The following is a 21,104-nucleotide window of genomic DNA, read 5'->3' as shown; positions in this document are numbered from 1 at the left end:
TGGGTGAAGCTGACTGGTACTAATAGGCCGAGGGCTTGTCCTCAGTTGCTCGCGTCCACTGTGTTGGTTCTGAAACCACGAACAGCCCCATGCCATGGTCACGGTGTGGTGCGGCTGACAGTTTCATAGTGTTTCGGTGGTCATAGCGTGAGGGAAACGCCCGGTTACATTCCGAACCCGGAAGCTAAGCCTTACAGCGCCGATGGTACTGCAGGGGGGACCCTGTGGGAGAGTAGGACACCGCCGAACTCCTTTTAGAGCTCTGGCTCTTGGGCATACAGCCCGAGAGCCAGAGCTTTTTTGCGTTGGGGTAGGGTCAGGGAGCATCGTTGGCTCATTTCCTACTGGAGGCCCCCGGGTGGAGGTCCAGGAGACCCGCGTTCAGACAGACCGGGTACTCACCATCCCGAACGTTCTCAGCATGGCGCGTCTCGTCGGCGTGCCCGTCTTTCTGTGGCTGATCCTCCGGCCTGAGTTCGGAGGCCCGCAGAGCGACGGCTGGGCCCTCCTCGTGCTGGCTTTCAGCGGGGTCAGCGACTATCTGGACGGCAAGCTCGCGCGACGCTGGAACCAGATCAGCAGCCTCGGCCGGCTGCTCGACCCGGCGGCCGACCGGCTCTACATTCTCTCGACCCTGGTCGGCCTCACGTGGCGGGAGATTCTCCCCCTGTGGTTGACGGCTGTACTTCTCGCGCGAGAGCTGGTTCTGCTGGTGATGGTGGGCATCCTCAGGCGACACGGTTATCCGCCGCCACAGGTGAACTTCCTGGGGAAGGCCGCCACGTTCAACCTGATGTACGCCTTCCCGCTGCTCCTGCTCAGTGACGGAAGTGGGTGGTTGGCGTCACTGGGTGCTATTTTCGGATGGGCGTTCGCTGGATGGGGTACAACCCTGTACTGGTGGGCAGGAGTCCTGTACGTGGTACAGGTCCGCCGCATCGTTCGTGCGGACGCTGTGGCCGACTGACCTCGCCGATTGGCAGCAGCAGTGGCTCGATCGCCTGCGGCATGAATCTGCGGGACAATCTGGACGGGTGAAGTCGGCTAGACCGTCGTCTCTTTAGGAGGACGCTTCCGACATGAAGGCCGTCGTGATGGCCGGAGGCGAAGGCACGCGCCTTCGCCCTATGACCTCGAGCATGCCCAAGCCGCTCCTGCCGGTGGCCAACCGGCCGATCATGGAGCACGTTCTGAGGCTGCTCAAAAGGCATGGGCTCAATGAGACCGTCGTAACTGTTCAGTTCCTGGCGTCACTGGTCAAGAACTATTTCGGTGACGGCGAAGAGCTCGGAATGGAGCTCAGCTATGCCAACGAGGAGAAGCCACTCGGTACCGCCGGAAGCGTCAAGAACGCGGAGGAGGCTCTCAAGGACGACGCCTTCCTCGTCATTTCCGGTGACGCTCTGACCGACTTCGACCTCACCGAGCTCATCAACTTCCACAAGGAAAAGGGTGCGCTGGTCACCGTCTGTCTGACCCGCGTGCCGAATCCGCTGGAATTCGGTATCACGATCGTCGACGAAGAGGGCAAGGTCGAGCGCTTCCTGGAGAAGCCGACCTGGGGCCAGGTCTTCTCGGACACCGTGAACACCGGCATCTACGTCATGGAGCCCGAGGTCTTCGACTACGTCGAGGCCGACGTCCCCGTCGACTGGTCCGGTGACGTCTTCCCGCAGCTGATGAAGGAGGGGAAGCCGGTCTACGGCTTCATCGCCGAGGGCTACTGGGAGGACGTGGGCACGCACGAGAGTTATGTGAAGGCCCAGGCGGACGTCCTGGAAGGCAAGGTCGACGTCGAGATCGACGGATTCGAGATCTCGCCGGGCGTGTGGGTTGCCGAAGGGGCCGAAGTGCACCCCGACGCCGACCTCCGCGGGCCGCTCTACATCGGCGATTACGCGAAGGTCGAAGCCGGCGCGGAAATCCGCGAACACTCGGTCATCGGCTCCAATGTCGTCGTGAAGAGCGGCGCCTTCCTGCACAAGGCCGTCGTGCACGACAACGTGTACGTCGGTCAGCACAGCAATCTGCGCGGCTGCGTCGTCGGCAAGAACACCGACATCATGCGGGCCGCCCGGATCGAGGACGGCGCCGTCATCGGCGACGAGTGCCTGATCGGTGAAGAATCGATCGTGCAGGGCAACGTGCGGGTCTATCCCTTCAAGACCATCGAAGCCGGCGCGTTCGTCAACACCTCGGTGATCTGGGAGTCCCGCGGGCAAGCCCACCTGTTCGGTGCTCGTGGGGTGTCCGGCATCCTGAACGTCGAGATCACGCCTGAACTGGCCGTGCGTCTCGCCGGCGCGTACGCCACGACGCTGAAGAAGGGGTCCACCGTCACCACGGCCCGTGACCACTCCCGTGGCGCCCGTGCGCTCAAGCGGGCCGTGATCTCGGCGCTTCAGGCCAGCGCCATCGACGTACGGGACCTGGAGAACGTCCCGCTGCCCGTGGCGCGGCAGCAGACCGCGCGCGGGAGCGCCGGCGGAATCATGATCCGGACCTCACCCGGTGTGCCGGACTCCGTCGACATCATGTTCTTCGACGGCCAGGGCGCCGACCTGTCGCAGGGCAGTCAGCGGAAGCTGGACCGGGTGTTCGCCCGGCAGGAGTACCGGCGGGCGTTCCCGGGTGAGATCGGCGATCTGCATTTCCCGGGCAGCGTCTTCGACTCGTACACCGGGTCGCTGCTACGGAACGTGGACACGACCGGGATCGCGGAGTCCGGGTTGAAGGTCGTCGTGGACGCCTCCAACGGCAGCGCCGGGCTGGTGCTGCCGAGCCTCCTCGGCAAGCTCGGCGTGGACTCGCTGACGATCAATCCCGGTCTGAACGAGGCACGGCCGACGGAGACCGGCGACCAGCGGCGGTCCGGCCTGGTACGGCTCGGGGAGATCGTGGCGTCCTCGCGTGCCGCGTTCGGCGTGCGTTTCGACCCGGTGGGCGAGCGGCTCTCTCTCGTGGACGAGAAGGGGCGGATCATCGAGGACGACCGCGCGCTCCTGGTGCTGCTCGACCTGGTGGCCGCCGAGCGGCGCAGCGGGCGGGTCGCCCTGCCGGTGACGACGACCCGGATCGCCGAGCAGGTCGCGGCCTATCACGGGACCCAGGTCGAATGGACGACGACGTCGCCCGACGATCTCACCCGGGTCGGGCAGGACGAGACCACCATCTTCGGCGGCGACGGCAAGGGTGGGTTCATCGTCCCGGAGTTCAGCAGTGTCTTCGACGGCACGGCGGCCTTCGTACGGCTGATCGGGCTCGTGGCCCGGACGCAGCTCACCCTCAGTCAGATCGACGCGCGCATCCCGCGGGCGCACGTCCTGAAGCGGGATCTGGCGACCCCGTGGGCCGTCAAGGGGCTGGTGATGCGGAGTGTCGTCGAAGCGGCCGGTGATCGCTTCGTGGACACCACGGACGGGGTACGCGTGGTGGAGACCGACGGGCGCTGGGTGATGGTCCTGCCCGACCCGGCGGAGGCCGTCACCCATCTGTGGGCGGAGGGTCCGGACGACGCGTCCGCCCAGGCCCTGCTCGACGAATGGGCGGCGGTCGTGGACAGCGCCGGCCGCTGAACCGCCTGCACACGCGCGTGCCGGACAGGTGTCCCCGACGGGGCCTGTCCGGCACGCGCGTGGGGCCGTTCGGAGGTACGGGACGCGACGTGCGACGATGTGCGGCATGCCGCAGCCGCCCCCCGTTCGGAGCACACCCGCGCGCGTGTCGCGCCCGGACGCGTCCATGTCGCTGCTCACCAACGTCATGGATCACAGCCTCGACGACGGTTACGCCGAGGCGGCCGCACGTAAACGGACCGACGGCGCGGGGGGCATGCCCAGGACGGCGGGGGCCAAGGTCGTTCTGGCCGCGGGCCTGGTGCTTGCGGCCCTGGTGGTCACCGTCGGTGCGGTGCAGGCGCGGGTCGCGGCTCCGGTCGTCGCCAAGGAGCGCGAGGAACTGATCGACCGCATCGACCGCGAGACCGAGGCGGCCGACAGGCTGGAGAGCACGGTCGACAAGCTGCGCGACGAGGTGAGCACTCGGCAGCAGGCGGCGCTCAAGCAGAGCGGCGGCGGCGAGCGCGCTGACCTGGTGGGCATCCTGGCCGGAGCGGTCGAGGTGCACGGACCCGGCGTGAAACTGGTGGTGGACGACGCCAAGGAGGCCACCTCGGGTGGTGGCGGCGGCCCGCGCGAGACCGCGGGTTTCTCCGACACCGGCCGTGTGCGGGACCGTGACATGCAGCGCGTGGTCAACGGGCTGTGGGCGTCGGGCGCCGAGGCCGTCTCGATCAACGGACAGCGGCTGACGGCGCTGTCGGCCATCAGGGCGGCGGGTGAGGCGATACTGGTCGACAACAAACCGCTGGTGCCCCCGTACACGGTGCTGGCGGTGGGGGACGGGAAAAACCTGAGCACGAGGTTCCAGGACAGCGCGGACGGGCTGTATCTGAACGCTCTGCAGGAGAACTACGGCATCCGGACGGCCATCTCGGTGGTGGACGACGTCCGGCTGCCCGCCGCACCGAGTGTGATCGTACGTACAGCACAGCCGAGAACTGAGAAGGACGCATCGTGATCGCCGTACTGGGCCTCGTCGTGGGAGTCGTGGCCGGACTGTTGGTCCAGCCCGAGGTCCCGGCAGCCGTCGTGCCGTATCTGCCGATCGCCGTGGTGGCGGCGCTGGACGCCGTGTTCGGCGGCTTGCGGGCCATGCTCGACGGCATCTTCGACGACAAGGTGTTCGTGGTGTCGTTCCTGTCCAACGTGGTGGTGGCCGCGCTGATCGTCTTCCTGGGCGACGAGTTGGGCGTGGGGTCGCAGCTGTCCACCGGTGTGGTGGTCGTCCTGGGAATCCGGATCTTCTCCAATGCCGCGGCGATCCGCCGGCACGTGTTCCGGGCGTGACGGCCATGAGCGACCAGGACGAGAACGACGAGACGCCCGAGTACCGGCTGCGCAAGGAACTGCCCGACGAGGTGCCCGCGGCCGCGGCCGCGCCCGCGGACGACGCGGCCGCGGACGACACGGCGGCGGAGCCCGCCGAGCCCGCGTTGACCGGTCGGCAGCGGCTGGTCCAAGGAATCTGGCCGCCGCGGGTCACCCGGGCCCAACTCATCGTCGCGGTCCTGCTGTTCGGTCTCGGCTTCGGGCTGGCCGTCCAGGTCGCGTCCAACAGCGACAGCGGAAACGCCCTGCGCGGCGCACGCCAAGAGGATCTTGTTCGCATCCTCGATGAACTCGGCGACCGCAGTCAGCGTCTTGAGGACGAGAAGCAGGGCCTCGACAAGCAACGGCAGGAGTTGGAGAACAGCTCCGACCAGGCGGAAGAGGCCCGTAAGCAGACCGTCGAGAAGGAGAGGCAACTCGGCATTCTGGCGGGCACGGTCGCCGCCCAGGGGCCGGGCATCACGATGACGATCGAGGACACGAAGGGGACGGTCGAGGCGGACATGCTGCTCGACGCGATCCAGGAGCTGCGCGCGGCCGGCGCCGAGGCGATCCAGGTGAACGGCGTGCGGGTGGTCGCCGGGACGTTTCTGACGGAATCCGGCAAGGGCGTGAGAGTGGACGGGAACAAGATCGACACGCCCTTCCGTTTCAAGGTCATCGGCAACCCGCAGGATCTCGAGCCGGCGCTGAACATCCCGGGAGGTGTGGTGCAGACTCTGGAGAAGGAGCAGGCCACCGTGACCGTCGAGCGGTCCGACAAGATCGTTGTGGACGCCTTGCGAGCAGCGAAGCGGCCTGACTACGCTCGGTCGTCGGACCGGTGAACCGGGAGTGCTTGGGGGGCGTCCGGCAGGGGCATGAGGTTGCGGGGGGTCGACGCACCGATCGGGTGGTGCGTGGTGGAAACTGTCTGGTGGGCACGGACGTTGTGAAGGTGTCCGGTTCGACCGGTGTAATCAGTCAGGGTTCGTCCTGCCCCACGGGCGGGTCTGTTTCGGTCAAGGGGAATCGCCCGTGAAGTTGTTTGCGAAGTTGTTCGGCAAGAGCGCGCGAGAGAGCAGCGCCAACGCGACCGCGCGTCATCGCGCACAGCCCGACGCGGAAGGTCAGCGGCCGCTGTTCAGGGACCAGGTGGGTGGTCCGGGCGGCGACATTTCCGGTGGTCAGGGCGCGGCGTCTGTTGACCCTGCACAGTCCGGCGGCATAGGTTTCGGCCAACCGTCAGCCTCAAGTGCGGGTGGAGGGTTTTCCCCTATGTCAGCCCTGGTGTGTACGAGGTGCGGTAACCGCAACGCGGAGAACAGCCGCTTCTGCTCCAACTGCGGCGCGCCGCTGCGTCCCGGGCTGACACCCGAGCGTCCGTCGGAGACGACCTCCACGATCTCCATTTCCGGTCTCGAGGCCTACGACGCGGAGGTGACCGGCCAGACGCAGTTGCCGGCGCTGTCTCCCGAGGCGCAGGCCGCGGTCGACGCGCTGCCGCTGGGTTCCGCGCTGCTCGTGGTGCGGCGCGGCCCGAACTCGGGCAGCCGCTTCCTGCTGGACGGCGATCTGACCACGGCCGGCCGCCACCCGCAGAGCGACATCTTCCTCGACGACGTGACGGTCTCGCGTCGGCACGTGGAGTTCCGGCGCAACCCCGACGGCACCTTCAGGGTCGCGGACGTCGGCAGCCTGAACGGCACCTATGTCAACCGCGAGCGGATCGACGAGGTCGCTCTGTCGAACGGTGACGAGGTGCAGATCGGAAAGTACCGGCTGGTCTTCTACGCGAGCCAGCAGGGCTACTGACCCGCCCCCGGGCTCTGCCCGGGGGAATCCCCCAGGGAAGGTCCATGCTTCGAACACCGAGGGGCGGTGCCGGACACGGCACCGCCGCGGCGGACGGTGGCCCGATGAGCATCGGCGCGGTGCTGAACGCGTTGCGCGACGAGTTTCCCGAGGTCACCATCTCCAAGATCCGTTTCCTGGAGTCGGAAGGGCTCGTCGAGCCGCAGCGCACCCCTTCGGGGTACCGCAAGTTCAGCGTGCGGGACGTCGAACGTCTGGGCCATGTGCTGAGGATGCAGCGGGACCACTATCTGCCGCTCAAGGTCATCCGTGAGCATCTGGACGCCATGGAACGCGGCGAGGCCGCGCCGTTGCCGACCGTGGGCCGGCAGCGGGACGGCGAGGCCGTCCTGGAGGCGTCGGACGGTCCCACCGTCGCCCGGATCGGTCGGTCCGAGCTGCTCGCGGCCGCGGGGATCGGTGAGCGGGAACTCGAGGAGTGGGAGTCGTACGGGCTCGTAGTGCCGCTGGAGGGCGGGGTCTACGACGCTGAGGCCGCCACGGTGGCCGCGCTCGTCGCCGAGCTGGGTCGGTTCGGGATCGAGCCGAGGCATCTGCGGGTGATGAAGGCCGCCGCCGACCGCGAGGCCGGGCTCGTGGATCAGGTGGTGGCTCCTCTGAAGCTCCACCGCAATCCGCAGACCAGGGCTCACGCGGAGGCCCGTACCAAGGAGATCGCGGGCCTCACAGTGCGGCTGCATGCGGCCTTGGTGCAGACCGCGCTCGGGGTGCGGCTGCCCTGAGCGGGCGGTTTCGGCGAGGGTGGATCGGTCACCCGTTCCCGGCCCGACTACCCAAACGTCCCGGGCACGGCCTAGGGTTGCTGTGTGAACGAGCTCGATGTCGTAGGTGTCCGGGTCGAGATGCCCTCCAACCAACCGATCGTGCTGCTGCGCGAAGTGGGAGGCGACCGCTACCTTCCCATCTGGATCGGACCGGGCGAGGCGACGGCGATCGCCTTCGCCCAGCAGGGCATGGCTCCCGCGCGGCCGCTGACTCACGATCTGTTCAAGGACGTGCTGGAGGCCGTCGGCCAGGAGCTCACCGAAGTGCGCATCACGGATCTGCGGGAGGGCGTCTTCTACGCGGAGCTGGTCTTCGCCAGCGGGGTCGAGGTGAGCGCGCGTCCGTCCGACGCCATAGCGCTGGCGCTGCGCACCGGAACGCCGATCTACGGCAGCGACACGGTGCTCGACGACGCGGGGATCGCCATCCCGGACGAGCAGGAGGACGAGGTGGAGAAGTTCCGCGAGTTCCTCGACCAGATCTCGCCCGAGGACTTCGGCACCAGCAACCAGTAGCCGGCGCAGGCGCGAGAGGAGGGCGTCCCGTACGGGGCGCCCGCTCCGTTTCCGGCAAATGCCGGGGGCCACTGAGAGCGTCCTACGGCTGGTTCTCAGCGCATTCGGCTAGCCTTTCCCCGCGGTGGGGTACGGGAAACCACTCCTTGGGTGATTATCACTCGGCGTGCCGAGTGTGGCGATCGTTGACGCACCCCTGGTGACTGCCTACCGTCGATAAGGCAGTTCAAGGACGGAGGTCGGCGTGAGAAGCAGCGGCGACGGTACGGCTGGGGGTGCCCCCGGACTCGGTGTCGGGGGAAGCGGTCCGTACCCTCCCCCGAGCTCTCGGTTGCGCCCCGGTGGGGGATACCCGCACCAGGGCGGCGCGGCCGATCACGCCCCGCATCGACCGGCGGCCGTGCCGAGCGGCGGAGGGGCGACGTCCATGGCGTCCGAGCAGATCGGCTATCGCGGTCCCACGGCCTGTGCGGCCGCGGGCATCACCTACCGGCAACTCGACTACTGGGCTCGCACCGGGCTCGTCGAGCCGAGCGTGCGGCCGGCGCTCGGCTCCGGCACCCAGCGGTTGTACAGCTTCCGGGACGTCGTCGTCCTGAAGATCGTCAAGAGGTTCCTCGACACCGGGGTGTCGCTGCAGAACATCCGCAGCGCCGTCCGGCATCTGCGTGAGCGCGGGTTCAGCGACCTGGAGCGCATGACGCTGATGAGCGACGGCGCCACGGTGTACGAGTGCACCTCGCCGGACGAGGTCCACGCCCTGCTCCAGGGCGGGCAGGGTGTCTTCGGAATCGCCGTGGGCGTGGTGTGGCGGGACGTGGAGAGCGCGCTGTCGCAGCTGCACGGTGAGCGCGTGGACACCGGGGAGACGCTGGTCGGGCACAACCCGGCGGACGAGCTGGCGCGGCGGCGCAACCGGGCGGTCTGAGGCCCTCTCCGGGCGTAGGCAGCGGCCGTGGAACGCCGTTGTCAGTGGCGTGGTGCAGCATCGGACATGTGAGAAACGCGCCCACCGTCCTGCATCTGGACATGGATGCCTTCTTCGCCCAGGCGGAGCAGGCGTCCAAGCCGAGCCTGCGCGGGAAGGCCGTGGTCGTGGGCGGTCTGGGACCGCGTGGGGTCGTGGCGACCGCCTCCTACGAGGCGCGTGTCTTCGGCGTGCACTCGGCGATGCCCATGGCCCAGGCGCGCCGCCTGGCCCCCAACGCCGCCTACCTCGTTCCGCGCTTCGCGTTCTACCGGTCGATCAGCGAGCAGGTGATGGCGCTGCTGCGGGCGCTCTCGCCGTTGGTCGAGCCGCTGAGCCTGGACGAGGCGTTCGTGGACCTGGAGGCCGGGGAGGCGGCCTGGGACAGCGAGTCGGCTCGGTTGTCCGGCATCCGGCTGCGCGGGGACATACGGGCGGTGACAGGTCTCACGGGTTCGGTGGGGCTGGCCTCCTGCAAGATGCTCGCCAAGATCGCATCGGAGCAGGCGAAGCCCGACGGCCTGGTGCTGATCGAGCCGGGCACCGAGCGCGCGATGCTCGGGCCGATGTCGGTGCGCACGCTGCCGGGGGTCGGCCCGGCCACGGGGGACCATCTCCGGCGCGCCGGGATCACCACGGTCGACGAGATCGCCGAGGCCGGTGAGGACGAGCTGGTGCGGCTGCTGGGCAAGGCCCACGGGCATGCCCTGTACGCCATGGCGCTCGCGCGGGACGACCGGCCCGTGGTGGCCGAGCGGGAGACCAAGTCCGTGTCGGTCGAGGACACCTATGACGTGGACATCCATGACCGGGTGCGGGTCGAGCTGGAGGTGCAGCGGCTCGCCGACCGGTGTGTGCGCAGGCTGCGGGAGGCCGGTCTGTCCGGGCGGACCATCGTGCTGAAGGTGCGGCGCTACGACTTCTCCACGCTCACCCGGTCCGAGACGCTGCGCGGGCCGACGGACGATCCGGCGGTGGTCCGGGAAGCGGCGGCCCGGCTGCTGGACGCCGTGGACACGACCGGTGGGGTGCGGCTCCTGGGCGTCGGCGTCAGCGGCCTGGCGGACTTCACCCAGGAGGACCTGTTCGCTCAGGCTGCGGAGGTGCGCTCGGCCGGCTCCGAGGAGGAGCCGGTGGGCGAGCCCGTGGTCGAGGCGCCGGCCCCGGCGGAGCACCGGTGGCGACCCGGGCATGATGTGCGCCATGCCGAGCTGGGGCACGGGTGGGTGCAGGGCAGTGGCCTCGGCCGGGTGACGGTGCGCTTCGAGACGCCCGAGTCGGAGCCGGGGCGGGTGCGGACGTTCCGGACCGACGATCCGGGCCTGGAACCGGCGGATCCGCTGCCGCTGGTGCGGCGAAGACCCGACGAGGGCGACGGGCCGGCGGCCTGGGCGCCCGGTCCGGACGTGGGCCTCACGGGGTGGGGGAGCGGGAACTCCCGGTGAGGCCCGTCAGTTACACAGAGTGAGACTGAGTGAGCAGTGTGAACGGCGTACGGACTGCGCCGGAGTGACGGCGATGCCGGGCGGGGCGGCGCCGACGGTGGAGGGGGCTGGATGACAGCGCACGAAGACCGGTTCGTGGCAGGGGCCGGGGTGTCGCCGCAGCGGGCGGCCGAGATGAGTTCGGTGGTGGACCGGGTCACCCGGTGGTCCGCCGACCGGAGCGACGTGGCCGGGCTGCTGCTCGTCGGGTCCTGCGCGCGGGGGGAAGCGCGCTCCGACTCGGACGTCGATCTCCTGCTGTTGTCGACGGCTCCGGGCCGGTACGCGGTCGACGACTCGTGGCTGCGGGAGCTGTCCCTGGGCGAGGTGGTGCGGGTCCGTGCCTGGGGGCCGCTCACCGAATGGCGGCATGTCACCGCGTCCGGTCTGGAGGTGGAGATGTGCGTCGGACCCACCGCCTGGGCGAAGACCGGCCCGGTCGACGCCGGCACGAGAAGAGTCGTCACGGACGGAGCCCGGCCGCTCCACGACCCGGCCGGGATTCTGGGTGAGCTGATACGGGCCTGTGCCTGAGGGCTCAGCCGTCGTCCGTGCCGGCCAGCCGGCCGAAGTCGTGATCGGGGAGCGGGGGAGGAGTGCCCAGGTCGAGACCGTAGTGGTGGTAGAGCTGGAGTTCCTGCTCCGGAGAGAGGTGGCGGCCCACGCCGAAGTCCGGAGCGTCCTTGATCAGCGCCCGGTCGAAGGGGATGCGCAGCGCGCCTTCGACCAGCTCGCTGGGCTCGAGGGGGACGAAGGCGTCGCGGGAGAACAGGCCCGTGCGTATGGCCGCCCACTCCGGAACACCGGTCGCGTCGTCCAGGTAGACCTCGTCGACGGTGCCGATCTTGGTGCCGTTGCGGTCGAACGCCTTGCGGCCGATCAGGTTGCGCGGATCGATATCGGTCTGCACGGGCCCTCCACTTGGTCGCAACTCATCCGTTAGCACTACAAAAGAGCACAATGGGACCGGCGGCCACTCGAGAGGGTGATGTTGACCTCGCTGGTAGTCTGACAACGGCTGCTGACCCCGTGCGGGAGAGTCCTCCGAACGACAATCGGAGGCGCCGAAGGAGCAAATCCTCCCCGGAATCTCTCAGGCTCACGTACCGCACGGACGAGGTCACTCTGGAAAGCAGGGCGGGTGCCGACGGCGTCGACGGCTTCCGCTCTCACCGACGGTGAAAGCCGGGCGCCCGCCTGCGTCCGGTGAAGCTCTCAGGTTGAGATGACAGAGGGGGAGGCCGTCCGGGTACCCGTGCCGTGGTGACCCACGAAGGTCGTGTCAGACCAGGAGGCCTCCGTAATGACCGCCCATCGCATTCCACTCTCCGAGCTCGAGCAGGGAATCCCCTTCGAGCAGCGCCATGTCGGACCCGATCACGAGGCGCAGGCCAAGATGCTCGCGCACGTGGGCTACGGCTCGCTGGACGAGCTCACCGCCGCAGCGGTCCCGGACGTGATCAAGAACGCCGACGCGCTGGACCTGCCGGGCGCGCGCACCGAGGCCGAGGTGCTGGCCGAGCTGCGCTCGCTGGCCGATCGCAACCAGGTCCTCGACCCGATGATCGGGCTCGGCTACTACGGCACGTTCACACCGCCGGTCGTGCTGCGCAACGTCATGGAGAACCCGGCCTGGTACACGGCCTACACGCCGTACCAGCCGGAGATCTCGCAGGGCCGGCTGGAGGCGCTGCTGAACTTCCAGACCATGGTCGCCGACCTCACGGGTCTGCCGACGTCCGGGGCGTCGTTGCTCGACGAGGGCACGGCCGCCGCCGAGGCGATGGCCCTTTCGCTCCGGATGGGGAAGAACAAGAAGGGCCTCTTCCTCGTCGACGCGGACGCCCTGCCGCAGACCATCGCCGTGATCGAGACCCGCGCCGAGCCGACCGGCGTGGAGGTCGTCGTCGCCGACCTGAGCGACGGCATCCCGGCCGAGATCGCCGAGCGCGAGATCAACGGCGTGCTCGTGCAGTACCCGGGGGCCTCCGGCGCCGTGCGTGATCTCCGGGCGCTCGTCGACCAGGCGCACGGGCTCGGCGCGCTCGTCACGGTCGCCGCGGACCTGCTCGCGCTGACGCTGCTGAAGTCGCCGGGCGAACTGGGGGCCGACATCGCCGTCGGGACCACTCAGCGGTTCGGCGTGCCGATGGGCTTCGGCGGGCCGCACGCCGGTTACATGGCCGTCCACGAGAAGTTCGCGCGCAGCCTGCCCGGGCGGCTCGTGGGCGTGTCCGTCGACGCGGACGGTCACAAGGCCTACCGGCTCGCGCTGCAGACGCGTGAGCAGCACATCCGGCGTGAGAAGGCCACCAGCAACATCTGCACGGCACAGGTGCTGCTCGCGGTGATGGCCGGGATGTACGCCGTCTACCACGGGCCCGACGGGCTGCGGGCGATCGCCCGGCGCACGCACCGGTACGCCACCGTCCTGGCCGCCGGACTCCGGGCCGGCGGGGTCGAGGTCGTGCACGGCTCCTACTTCGACACGCTGACCGTGCGGGTGCCGGCGAGGGCCGCGGAGGTCGTCGCCGGGGCGCGCGAGCACGGGGTGAACCTGCACCTCGTCGACGCCGACCACGTGTCGGTCTCCTGCGACGAGACCACCGCGCGGGCCCAGGTGTCGGCGGTGTGGGCCGCGTTCGGCGTGGCCGGCGACATCGAAGCGCTCGACGCGGCGACCGAGGACGCTCTGCCCGCCGGTCTGCTGCGGTCCGACGCGATCCTGACGCATCCCGTCTTCCACCAGTACCGCTCCGAGACGGCGATGCTGCGCTACCTGCGCCGCCTCGCCGACCGGGACTACGCGCTCGACCGGGGCATGATCCCGTTGGGCTCGTGCACGATGAAGCTCAACGCGACCACCGAGATGGAGCCCGTCACCTGGCCCGAGTTCGGGCAGATGCACCCCTTCGCGCCCATTGAGCAGGCACAGGGCTACCTGACGCTCATCCGTGAGCTGGAGGACCGGCTCGCCGAGGTCACCGGGTACGACAAGGTGTCCCTGCAGCCGAACGCCGGGTCACAGGGCGAGCTGGCCGGGCTGCTCGCCGTGCGCGGGTACCACCGGGGCAACGGGGACGAGCAGCGGACCGTGTGCCTGATCCCGTCGTCCGCGCACGGGACCAACGCGGCCAGTGCCGTGATGGCGGGCATGAGGGTCGTCGTCGTGAAGACCGCCGAGGACGGCGAGATCGACGTCGAGGACCTCCGCGCGAAGATCGAGAAGCACCGCGAAGAGCTGGCGGTGCTGATGATCACCTACCCGTCGACGCACGGGGTGTTCGAGGAGCACGTCGCCGACATCTGCGCCCAGGTGCACGAGGCCGGCGGGCAGGTGTACGTCGACGGCGCGAACCTCAACGCGCTGGTCGGGCTGGCCAAGCCGGGACACTTCGGCGGCGACGTCTCCCACCTGAACCTGCACAAGACGTTCTGCATCCCGCACGGCGGCGGCGGTCCGGGCGTCGGACCGGTCGCCGTACGGTCGCACCTCGCGCCCTATCTGCCGAACCACCCGCTGCAGCCCGCCGCCGGGCCGGAGACCGGTGTGGGGCCGATCTCGGCGGCTCCCTGGGGTTCCGCGGGGATCCTGCCGATCTCCTGGGCGTATGTGCGGCTCATGGGCGGCGAGGGCCTCAAGCGGGCCACCCAGGTGGCCGTGCTCAGCGCCAACTACGTGGCCAAGCGGCTGGAGCCGCACTACCCCGTGCTCTACAACGGGCCCGGCGGGCTGGTCGCGCACGAGTGCATCATCGACCTGCGGCCGCTGACCAAGGCGACCGGCGTGAGCGTCGACGACGTCGCCAAGCGGCTGATCGACTACGGGTTCCATGCGCCGACGATGTCGTTCCCGGTGGCCGGGACGCTGATGATCGAGCCGACCGAGTCCGAGGACCTCGTCGAGCTCGACCGGTTCTGCGACGCGATGATCGCGATCCGCGCGGAGATCGAGAAGGTCGGCTCGGGCGAGTGGCCGGCCGAGGACAACCCGCTCCACCACGCCCCGCACACCGCGGCCGCCCTCGGCGGCGAGTGGGCGCACGCGTACACGCGTGAGGAGGCAGTCTTCCCGGCCGGGGTGTCGGCCGCCGACAAGTACTGGCCTCCGGTGCGCCGGATCGACCAGGCCTTCGGCGACCGGAACCTGGTCTGCTCGTGCCCGCCGCTGGACGCGTACGAGGACTGAGCGAGCGTGCCGGCCGCAGGGCTCCTTCCGTGGTGGAGGAGCCCTGCGGCCGTTTGCGGTGCTGGAAGCCCTGTCCCCCCTCCGCGAGGTCCCGCCCGGCTCGTGCTGCCCCGCTCCGCGCGCTCGGTCCCGGGTGTCCTACGCCGTCGCCACGGACACCTCGGTCGCCTTGATCAGCGCCACGACGTCGGAGCCCACGAAGAGCCCGAGATCGGTCGCGGCCTCCTTGGTGATCACCGCCGTGAGCCGGCCGCCGTCCAGGGTGATTTTCACCGAGGCCATGACCTCGCCGATCGTGAGGCCCGTGATCGTGCCGGGGAGCCGATTGCGGATCGAGAGTCCGGCGACCTGACCGGCGGCCAGGGCCACCTCCGTCGACTTCACCAGGGCATGGACGGCGGTGCCCGGGGTGAGGCCGAGCTGGTTCGCGGCCTCCAGGGTGATGGCCGCCATGAGGTCCTGGCCCCCGTCGAGGCGGATCCTGACGGTGGCCATGACCTCGCCGGTCCGGACGGCGATCACGGTGCCGGGAAGCTGGTTGCGGATGCTCAGGGTCATGAGCGTCACGGTAGAGCTACTGAAGGCTTATGTCTGGTATGCGAGTTTCTGTGCCGTCGTCGCTTCCGGTCGGGACGAGTGCCGACGGGTCCGTGCGGACGACGGCGGTTACGGCGGTGACAGCGGCGGCCGCGGTCGGTGATCGACTTGTGTGTTCATCGACTTTTCGGGTCGCCCGCCCGCCCCGCCGCCCGGCTGTCAGCCCGTGTGGACGCGGGGGCGGCGGGTGCGGTCGGGTTCCGCCTCGCGCAGGACCTCCCGGGTGACCGGGGCGACCTCACCCTGGCCGAAGAGGAAGAAGCGCAGGAAGTTGGCGAACGGGTTGCCCTCGGTCCACTCGAAGTAGATGTGCGGAATGCGGCCGGTGGTGTCACGGGTGTGCAGCAGCAGTGCGGCCAGGGCGTTGGAGATGGAGGAGGACTCCAGGGTCAGGACGCGGTAGCGGTTGTGCAGGATCTCCCCGCGCACGGTCAGTCCGGCCTCGAACTCGGACGGGTCCACGACCGTGACCTCGACGAAGACGAAGTCCTCGCCGGGGATGTCGTTGTCCTGGCGGATCTGCTCGATCTTGTCGCGGTACTCGGCCTTGTCGCGCTGGTCGGGCTCGTTGGCGATGAACCGTATCTTGCGGCTGGCCATGTCCCGGATGAAGCGTTCCGCCATGTCGTCCAGCGTCACGCCGGTCACGCGCAGCTCGAAGGCGCGGGCCAGCCGGGAGAGGAGTGAGACGAGGATGATGCCGGCGATGAAGCAGGCGCCGATCTTCACGCCGTCGGGGCGCTCGATGACGTTGACGACGGTGACGTAGAGCAGGACCGCCGAGACGACGGCGAAGCCGGCCGTCCAGCCCCGCTGCCCGGCCCGGCGGGCGGCGATGGTCACCGCGATCGCGGCCGAGGACATCAGCACCAGGACGCCGGTGGCGTAGGCGCCGCCCTGGGCGTCGACGTCCGCGTCGAAGATCCAGGTGACCAGGAAGGCGATCAGGGTGAAGACGATGACCATCGGGCGGACGGCACGCGCCCAGTGCGGGGCCATGCCGTAGCGGGGGAGGTAGCGGGGCATCAGGTTGAGCAGTCCGGCCATCGCGGAGGCGCCGGCGAACCAGAGGATGGCGATCGTCGAGGCGTCGTACACCGTGCCGAAGGCGTTGCCCAGGTACTCGTGGGACAGGTAGGCGAGGGCCCGTCCGTTGGCTTTGCCGCCGGGCTCGAACTCCTTCTCCGGGATCAGCACCGTGGTGATGAAGCTGGTGGCGATCAGGAAGACGCTCATGATCAGGGCGGCCGTCGTCAGCAGCTTCTTCGCGTCGCGGATGCGGCCCGCGGGGTTCTCCGCGGTGTCGTCGGGGTCGCCCTGCACGTGGGGCATGACCGCGACGCCGGTCTCGAAGCCGGACAGGCCGAGGGCGAGTTTGGGGAAGACCAGCAGGGAGACGCCGATCATCGCGAAGACGTTGCCGTGCTCGGCGGTCAGGGCACTCGACCAGTCGGTGACCACATGGCCCTCGGTGAGTACGTGCCACAGTCCGACGGCGACGACGACGGCGTTCAGGGCGAGGTAGGCCGCCACCAGCGCCACGGCGACGCCGACGGCCTCCAGGAAGCCCTTGAGGAACACCGCGCCCAGCAGGGCCACCAGGACGAGAGTGATCACCATCTGCCGGTCGTGCAGGGCCGCGGTCAGGTGCGGGTTCTCGACGAGGTGGGTCGAGGCGTCGGCCGCGGACAGGGTGATGGTGATCAGGAAGTCGGTGGCGGCGAAGCCCAGCAGGGTCAGGACGAACAGCTTGCCCTTCCAGAAGGACAGCAGCCGCTCCAGCATCGCGATCGAGCCCTCGCCGTGCGGGCTCTCCTCGGCCACCCGCCGGTAGACGGGCAGCGCGCCGGCCAGGGTGACGACCACCAGCACGACGGTGGCCACGGGGGAGAGCAGGCCCGCCGCGAGGGCGGCGATGCCCGGCTGGTAACCGAGGGTCGAGAAGTAGTCGACGCCCGTCAGGCACATGACCCGGTACCAGCGCTGCCCCTGGGGCTCGGGGGGCGCCTCGGACCCGGCGGCCGACCCCTGGGGGCCGTGGCCCTTGCCCATGTCGGAGAGGCCCTCCAGCATCCAGGCGCGCAGGCGACCGGGCGGAGGGTGTTCGGCAGTGGCCATCGGCGTGCTCCATGGGTGCGGCTCGGCGTGTGGTTTCGGCCATCACGCGGACGGCGGCATCAGCGTAAGCGGAGAGTGACGCTCGGGCCCGTGGATGAAGGGTCGAACGGCGTCAAGCTTCCGTTAAGACTGGTCGCGGGCCGGGCGGGAGCGGTGACCGGAACACGCAGCGTCACGTCGCGCGGGGCGAGGAACCGGCCAGTCGGGCTTTCGTCTCTCTCCGGCTTCGTAAGGTTCGCCGACGAACCCGAATGTTTCGATGTGATCAAGGGTTGCGTCTGGCCTTCTTCTTTGAAGTGGCCCCCGGAATACCTGCGTTCAAGGGGTTGCCACCCGTCGGAGGGTGTCTCTAGGGTGCGGCAGCAGCGAACCTTTCTGGATCTGGTTCGAAACTTTCGATCTATCAAGGAGCGCATGATGGGCGACCCGGCACTCTCCCGCCGCGGCTTCCTGGCGGCCTCCGCCGCGGCCGGTGTCAGCATGACGGCACTGAGCGCCTGCGGCGGCGACTCGGACGGAGGGTCGTCCGGGACGACCACCATCGAGTGGTGGAACATCTCCACCACGCAGCCGACGAAGGACGTCTGGGCGGCGCTGGCCAAGCAGTTCGAGGCGCAGAACCCCAAGGTCAAGGTGAAGATCGTTCAGCTGGAGAACGACGCCTACAAATCGAAGATGACGGCGCTGACCGCATCCGGGAAGCTCCCCGACATCTTTCACACCTGGGGCGGCGGCGTCCTGCGGCAGCAGGTCGACGCCGGGCTCGTCGAGGACCTCACCGACCGCACGAAGGACTGGTCCGAGGGCCTGATGAAGGTGGCCCGGCAGCCGTATCTGGTCGACGACAAGGCGTACGGCATCCCGTTCGACATCGGCATGATCGGCTTCTGGTACAACAAGGCGCTCTTCAAGCAGGCCGGCGTCGCCGGGCCCCCCACCACCTGGAGCGGGTTCCTCGACGCCGTGCGCAAGCTGAAGGCCGCCGGGATCACCCCGCTCGCCCTGGCCGGCAAGGAGAAGTGGCCCGGCATGTACTACTGGGCGTATCTCGCGATGCGCACCGCGGGCGTCGACGCCCTGCGCAAGGCGGGCGACGACAAGGACTTCACCGGGGACGGGTTCGTCCAGGCCGGACAGCACCTGCAGGACCTCGTCGACCTGCAGCCGTTCCAGAAGGGCTACCTCGGCGCCGCCTACTCCAGCCCCACGGGTCAGGCCGCCGCCGTCGGCAACGGCAAGGCGGCGATGGAACTCATGGGCCAGTGGGCGCCGGTCGTGGAGGCCGACGCGGGCAAGGGACTCGGCGCGAACCTCGGCTTCTTCCCGTTTCCGGCGGTCGACGGCGGCAAGGGCGTGATCACCGAGGTGTTCGGCGGAGGAGGCGGGCACGCGCTGCGCAAGGGCGCCCCGCAGGCGGCCGTCGACTTCCTGAAGTTCTTCGCCTCCGCCGCCACGGACACCATCCTGGTCAAGAAGACCAGCACGCTGCCCATCGTCCCGGCCGCGGAGAGCGCCCTCACCGACCCCAACATCAAGGCCGTGCAGGCGCAGTTGAAGGGTGCCACCGGATTCCAGCTCTACCTGGACCAGGCGTACGCGCCCGCGCTCGGCCAGGAGGTCAACGACAGCGTCGCCGCTCTGATCGCCGGTTCGAAATCGCCCCAACAGGTCGCCCAGTCGATCACCAAGGTCGCGAAGGAAGAGCAGTAGCCGGCGATGACCTCCACCTTCCTCCCGGACAAGCGCAGCGGTCCGGACATCACACCCCCGCTTCCCGTCGCCGGCGCGGGCCGGGGACGGGCGCGGCGGCGGACACTGCACTGGCTCACCGCCGTCGCCTTCCAGGCGCCCGCGCTGGTGCTGTTCGGCACGCTGGTGCTGCTTCCGATGCTGTTCGCGCTCTACGCCGCGTTCTTCCGCTGGGGCGGCTTCGGCATGCCCGAGGACTTCGTCGGCGGCGACAACTTCACCCGTCTCTTCCAGGACCCGGTGTTCCTGGGCGACCTGTGGCGCTGCCTGCTCCTGGTGGGCCTCTCGCTCGCCCTGCAACTGCCGTTCGCGCTCGCCCTGGCCGTCGCGCTCAACCAGCGCATCCGCGGCCGGGCCGCGTACCGGATGCTGTTCTTCGCGCCGTACATCCTCTCCGAGGCGATCACCGGCGTGCTGTTCAGCATGATCTTCGCCCCGGACGACGGCCTCGCCGACCATGTGCTGGGGGCGGTCGGCCTGGACGGGGCCGGCGGGCAGTGGTTCGCCGATCCCTCCACCGTGATGGCGACCCTCTTCCTGGTCATGACGTGGAAGTACTTCGGCTTCCACATGATGCTCTACCTGGCCGGACTCCAGTCCATCCCGGCCGAGTTGACCGAGGCGGCGCTGATCGACGGAGCGGGCCCCTGGCAGCGCTTCCGCAACGTCACGCTGCCGCTGCTCGCGCCGACCCTGCGCATCAGCGTGTTCCTGTCCGTCATCGGCGCGATCCAGCTCTTCGACCTGGTGTGGGTGACCACCGCGGGCGGGCCCGACCACCACTCCGAGACCATGGCCGTGACCATGTTCCAGTACGGCTTCAAGCGCTACCAGGTCGGATACGCCAGCGCGATCAGCGTGGCCATGTTCGGCATCTGCCTCGTCTTCGCCCTCGCCTACCAGCGGTTCGTGCTCCGCCGCGACCTCCAGGGCGCCACCACGACCATGCGAGGAGGCGGCTCGTGAGCGTCGTCAAGACCGGCCCCGCCGCCCGCGGGGCCGACCGGAGCTCCCGCCGGAGCGACCGGAGCGACCGGCGCGCCCGCGCGGGCGGCCGGACCGGGCGGACCCTTCCGCTGCACCTGGTGCTCGTGATCGCCGGCGCGGTCATGGCCGTACCGCTCGTCTACGCCGTGCTGTCCGGGTTCAAGTCCACCGACCAGCTCTCCCGCAACCCCATCGGCCTGCCCGACCCGTGGGTCCCCTCCAACTACACCGACATCCTGGGCTCCGGCTCGTTCTGGCGGCTGGTCGGCAGCAGCACCCTCATCGCCGTGGGCACCACCGTGGTGGTCGTCGCGGTGTCCGCGCTCGCCGCGTTCTCCTTCGCCCGGTTCGCCTTCCGCGGGCGGGAGGTGCTGTTCACCCTGTTCACGATGGGGCTGATGTTCCCCTTCGCGGTGGCGGCGCTGCCCCTGTTCCTGCTGCTGCGCTCCATCGGTCTGCTGGACAACCCGCTCGGCGTGATCCTGCCGCAGGCGGCGTTCGGACTGCCGGTGACCATCGTCATCCTGCGCGGCTTCTTCCGGGAGATCCCCGCCGAGCTGGAGGAGGCGGCCACCCTGGACGGCTGCGGGCCCTTCGGCTTCTTCTGGCGGGTCCTGCTGCCCATGGCGAGGCCGGCCCTCGGCACGGTGTCCGTGCTCGCCGTCGTCGGCAGCTGGAACAACTTCCTCCTGCCGCTGCTGGTCTTCAACGAGCCCACGTGGTGGACCGTGCCGATCGGTGTGCAGCAGTTCCAGGGCCAGTACTCCGCCGAGTACGCCCGTGTGTTCGCCTACCTCGTCCTCGCCATGGTCCCCGCCCTGGCCTTCTACTCCGTCGCCGAGCGCCAGCTCGTCGGCGGTCTCGCCGCCGGCGCCACCAAGGGGTGACGCGCCCCCGCGAACCGTTCGGCTCACACCCACCCGACGTGAG

Annotated in this window: 18 protein-coding genes, 1 rRNA gene and 1 riboswitch; of the genes, 16 read left to right on the top strand and 3 right to left on the bottom strand. The window is 69.3% G+C overall.

Annotated elements, in window-relative coordinates:
* Positions 1-132: 132 nt before the first annotated feature.
* From rrf to BG482_RS25550, 12 genes are all read left to right on the top strand, one after another.
* A 5S ribosomal RNA gene (rrf, locus tag BG482_RS25605) occupies positions 133-249 on the top strand.
* A 109-nt stretch (positions 250-358) separates the two neighbouring features.
* Positions 359-967, top strand: coding sequence for a CDP-alcohol phosphatidyltransferase family protein (locus tag BG482_RS25600; RefSeq protein ID WP_069771486.1), 609 nt, complete (start codon positions 359-361; stop codon positions 965-967).
* Between the two features lie 112 nt (positions 968-1,079).
* Complete coding sequence (locus BG482_RS25595; protein ID WP_069771485.1) at positions 1,080-3,575, top strand: mannose-1-phosphate guanyltransferase; 2,496 nt, start codon at positions 1,080-1,082, stop codon at positions 3,573-3,575.
* Between the two features lie 166 nt (positions 3,576-3,741).
* Positions 3,742-4,578 carry a DUF881 domain-containing protein gene (locus tag BG482_RS25590; protein WP_069771484.1) on the top strand — a complete coding sequence of 279 codons (837 nt, stop codon included), beginning with the start codon at positions 3,742-3,744 and terminating at the stop codon, positions 4,576-4,578.
* Entirely contained in the window at positions 4,575-4,907 is a 333-nt protein-coding gene (locus BG482_RS25585; protein ID WP_020133151.1) for a small basic family protein, read from the top strand. The genes BG482_RS25590 and BG482_RS25585 overlap by 4 nt, the downstream gene beginning before the upstream one ends.
* 5 nt (positions 4,908-4,912) lie before the next feature.
* Positions 4,913-5,776, top strand: a complete 864-nt coding sequence (locus BG482_RS25580; RefSeq protein ID WP_069771493.1) for a DUF881 domain-containing protein — start codon at positions 4,913-4,915, stop codon at positions 5,774-5,776.
* 190 nt (positions 5,777-5,966) lie between these two features.
* Positions 5,967-6,743 carry an FHA domain-containing protein gene (locus BG482_RS41455; protein ID WP_256096479.1) on the top strand — a complete coding sequence of 259 codons (777 nt, stop codon included), beginning with the start codon at positions 5,967-5,969 and terminating at the stop codon, positions 6,741-6,743.
* A 44-nt stretch (positions 6,744-6,787) separates the two neighbouring features.
* Positions 6,788-7,525 (top strand): MerR family transcriptional regulator, encoded by a 738-nt coding sequence (locus tag BG482_RS25570; RefSeq protein ID WP_069771482.1) that lies wholly within the window; start codon positions 6,788-6,790, stop codon positions 7,523-7,525.
* A gap of 84 nt (positions 7,526-7,609) precedes the next feature.
* The gene (locus BG482_RS25565; RefSeq protein WP_004934251.1) at positions 7,610-8,083 is read left to right on the top strand and encodes a bifunctional nuclease family protein; all 474 of its coding nucleotides are present in this window, start codon (positions 7,610-7,612) and stop codon (positions 8,081-8,083) included.
* 244 nt (positions 8,084-8,327) lie between these two features.
* Positions 8,328-9,011: a MerR family transcriptional regulator gene (locus tag BG482_RS25560; protein ID WP_079142137.1), complete on the top strand. Its 684-nt coding sequence runs from the start codon at positions 8,328-8,330 to the stop codon at positions 9,009-9,011.
* Between the two features lie 68 nt (positions 9,012-9,079).
* Complete coding sequence (locus BG482_RS25555; RefSeq protein WP_069771492.1) at positions 9,080-10,495, top strand: DNA polymerase IV; 1,416 nt, start codon at positions 9,080-9,082, stop codon at positions 10,493-10,495.
* Between the two features lie 111 nt (positions 10,496-10,606).
* Positions 10,607-11,068 (top strand): nucleotidyltransferase domain-containing protein, encoded by a 462-nt coding sequence (locus BG482_RS25550; RefSeq protein ID WP_069771480.1) that lies wholly within the window; start codon positions 10,607-10,609, stop codon positions 11,066-11,068.
* A gap of 4 nt (positions 11,069-11,072) precedes the next feature.
* Here BG482_RS25550 and BG482_RS25545 read toward each other — a convergent pair whose 3' ends face one another.
* Positions 11,073-11,444, bottom strand: coding sequence for a PRC-barrel domain-containing protein (locus tag BG482_RS25545; protein WP_069771479.1), 372 nt, complete (start codon positions 11,442-11,444; stop codon positions 11,073-11,075).
* 112 nt (positions 11,445-11,556) lie between these two features.
* Positions 11,557-11,653, top strand: a riboswitch (glycine riboswitch).
* A gap of 184 nt (positions 11,654-11,837) precedes the next feature.
* Between BG482_RS25545 and gcvP the strand changes: the two genes are divergently transcribed.
* Positions 11,838-14,723, top strand: a complete 2,886-nt coding sequence (gcvP, locus tag BG482_RS25540) for an aminomethyl-transferring glycine dehydrogenase (RefSeq protein WP_069771478.1) — start codon at positions 11,838-11,840, stop codon at positions 14,721-14,723.
* A 138-nt stretch (positions 14,724-14,861) separates the two neighbouring features.
* Here gcvP and BG482_RS25535 read toward each other — a convergent pair whose 3' ends face one another.
* Both BG482_RS25535 and BG482_RS25530 read right to left on the bottom strand, forming a co-directional pair.
* Positions 14,862-15,281: a molybdopterin-binding protein gene (locus tag BG482_RS25535; RefSeq protein WP_069771477.1), complete on the bottom strand. Its 420-nt coding sequence runs from the start codon at positions 15,279-15,281 to the stop codon at positions 14,862-14,864.
* A gap of 198 nt (positions 15,282-15,479) precedes the next feature.
* The gene (locus BG482_RS25530; protein ID WP_069771476.1) at positions 15,480-17,438 is read right to left on the bottom strand and encodes an APC family permease; all 1,959 of its coding nucleotides are present in this window, start codon (positions 17,436-17,438) and stop codon (positions 15,480-15,482) included.
* Between the two features lie 417 nt (positions 17,439-17,855).
* On the opposite strand from BG482_RS25530, the gene BG482_RS25525 reads away from it, so the two are divergent.
* The 3 genes from BG482_RS25525 to BG482_RS25515 all read left to right on the top strand — a co-directional run bounded on the left by BG482_RS25525 (position 17,856) and on the right by BG482_RS25515 (position 21,061).
* Positions 17,856-19,148, top strand: a complete 1,293-nt coding sequence (locus BG482_RS25525) for an extracellular solute-binding protein (protein ID WP_069771475.1) — start codon at positions 17,856-17,858, stop codon at positions 19,146-19,148.
* Between the two features lie 6 nt (positions 19,149-19,154).
* Positions 19,155-20,153: a carbohydrate ABC transporter permease gene (locus BG482_RS25520; RefSeq protein ID WP_069771474.1), complete on the top strand. Its 999-nt coding sequence runs from the start codon at positions 19,155-19,157 to the stop codon at positions 20,151-20,153.
* Positions 20,154-20,296: 143 nt separating this feature from the next.
* Complete coding sequence (locus tag BG482_RS25515) at positions 20,297-21,061, top strand: carbohydrate ABC transporter permease (protein ID WP_245970598.1); 765 nt, start codon at positions 20,297-20,299, stop codon at positions 21,059-21,061.
* The last annotated feature ends 43 nt before the right edge of the window (positions 21,062-21,104 follow it).

It is taken from the genome of Streptomyces sp. LUP30, assembly GCF_001746365.1.
In the GTDB taxonomy this organism is placed as follows: Bacteria; Actinomycetota; Actinomycetes; order Streptomycetales; family Streptomycetaceae; genus Streptomyces.
This window is presented reverse-complemented; position numbering and strand designations above follow the sequence as displayed.

Bases quoted from the DNA above. Each gene is read 5' to 3' on its own strand.
- BG482_RS25570 (WP_069771482.1), top strand. From the start codon at position 6,788: ATGCTTCGAACACCGAGGGGCGGTGCCGGACACGGCACCGCCGCGGCG.
- BG482_RS25520 (WP_069771474.1), top strand. From the start codon at position 19,155: ATGACCTCCACCTTCCTCCCGGACAAGCGCAGCGGTCCGGACATCACA.
- BG482_RS25530 (WP_069771476.1), bottom strand. From the start codon at position 17,438: ATGGCCACTGCCGAACACCCTCCGCCCGGTCGCCTGCGCGCCTGGATG.
- BG482_RS25550 (WP_069771480.1), top strand. From the start codon at position 10,607: ATGACAGCGCACGAAGACCGGTTCGTGGCAGGGGCCGGGGTGTCGCCG.
- BG482_RS25515 (WP_245970598.1), top strand. From the start codon at position 20,297: ATGGCCGTACCGCTCGTCTACGCCGTGCTGTCCGGGTTCAAGTCCACC.
- BG482_RS25590 (WP_069771484.1), top strand. From the start codon at position 3,742: ATGTCGCTGCTCACCAACGTCATGGATCACAGCCTCGACGACGGTTAC.
- BG482_RS25535 (WP_069771477.1), bottom strand. From the start codon at position 15,281: ATGACCCTGAGCATCCGCAACCAGCTTCCCGGCACCGTGATCGCCGTC.
- BG482_RS25525 (WP_069771475.1), top strand. From the start codon at position 17,856: ATGGGCGACCCGGCACTCTCCCGCCGCGGCTTCCTGGCGGCCTCCGCC.
- BG482_RS25595 (WP_069771485.1), top strand. From the start codon at position 1,080: ATGAAGGCCGTCGTGATGGCCGGAGGCGAAGGCACGCGCCTTCGCCCT.
- BG482_RS25580 (WP_069771493.1), top strand. From the start codon at position 4,913: ATGAGCGACCAGGACGAGAACGACGAGACGCCCGAGTACCGGCTGCGC.
- gcvP (WP_069771478.1), top strand. From the start codon at position 11,838: ATGACCGCCCATCGCATTCCACTCTCCGAGCTCGAGCAGGGAATCCCC.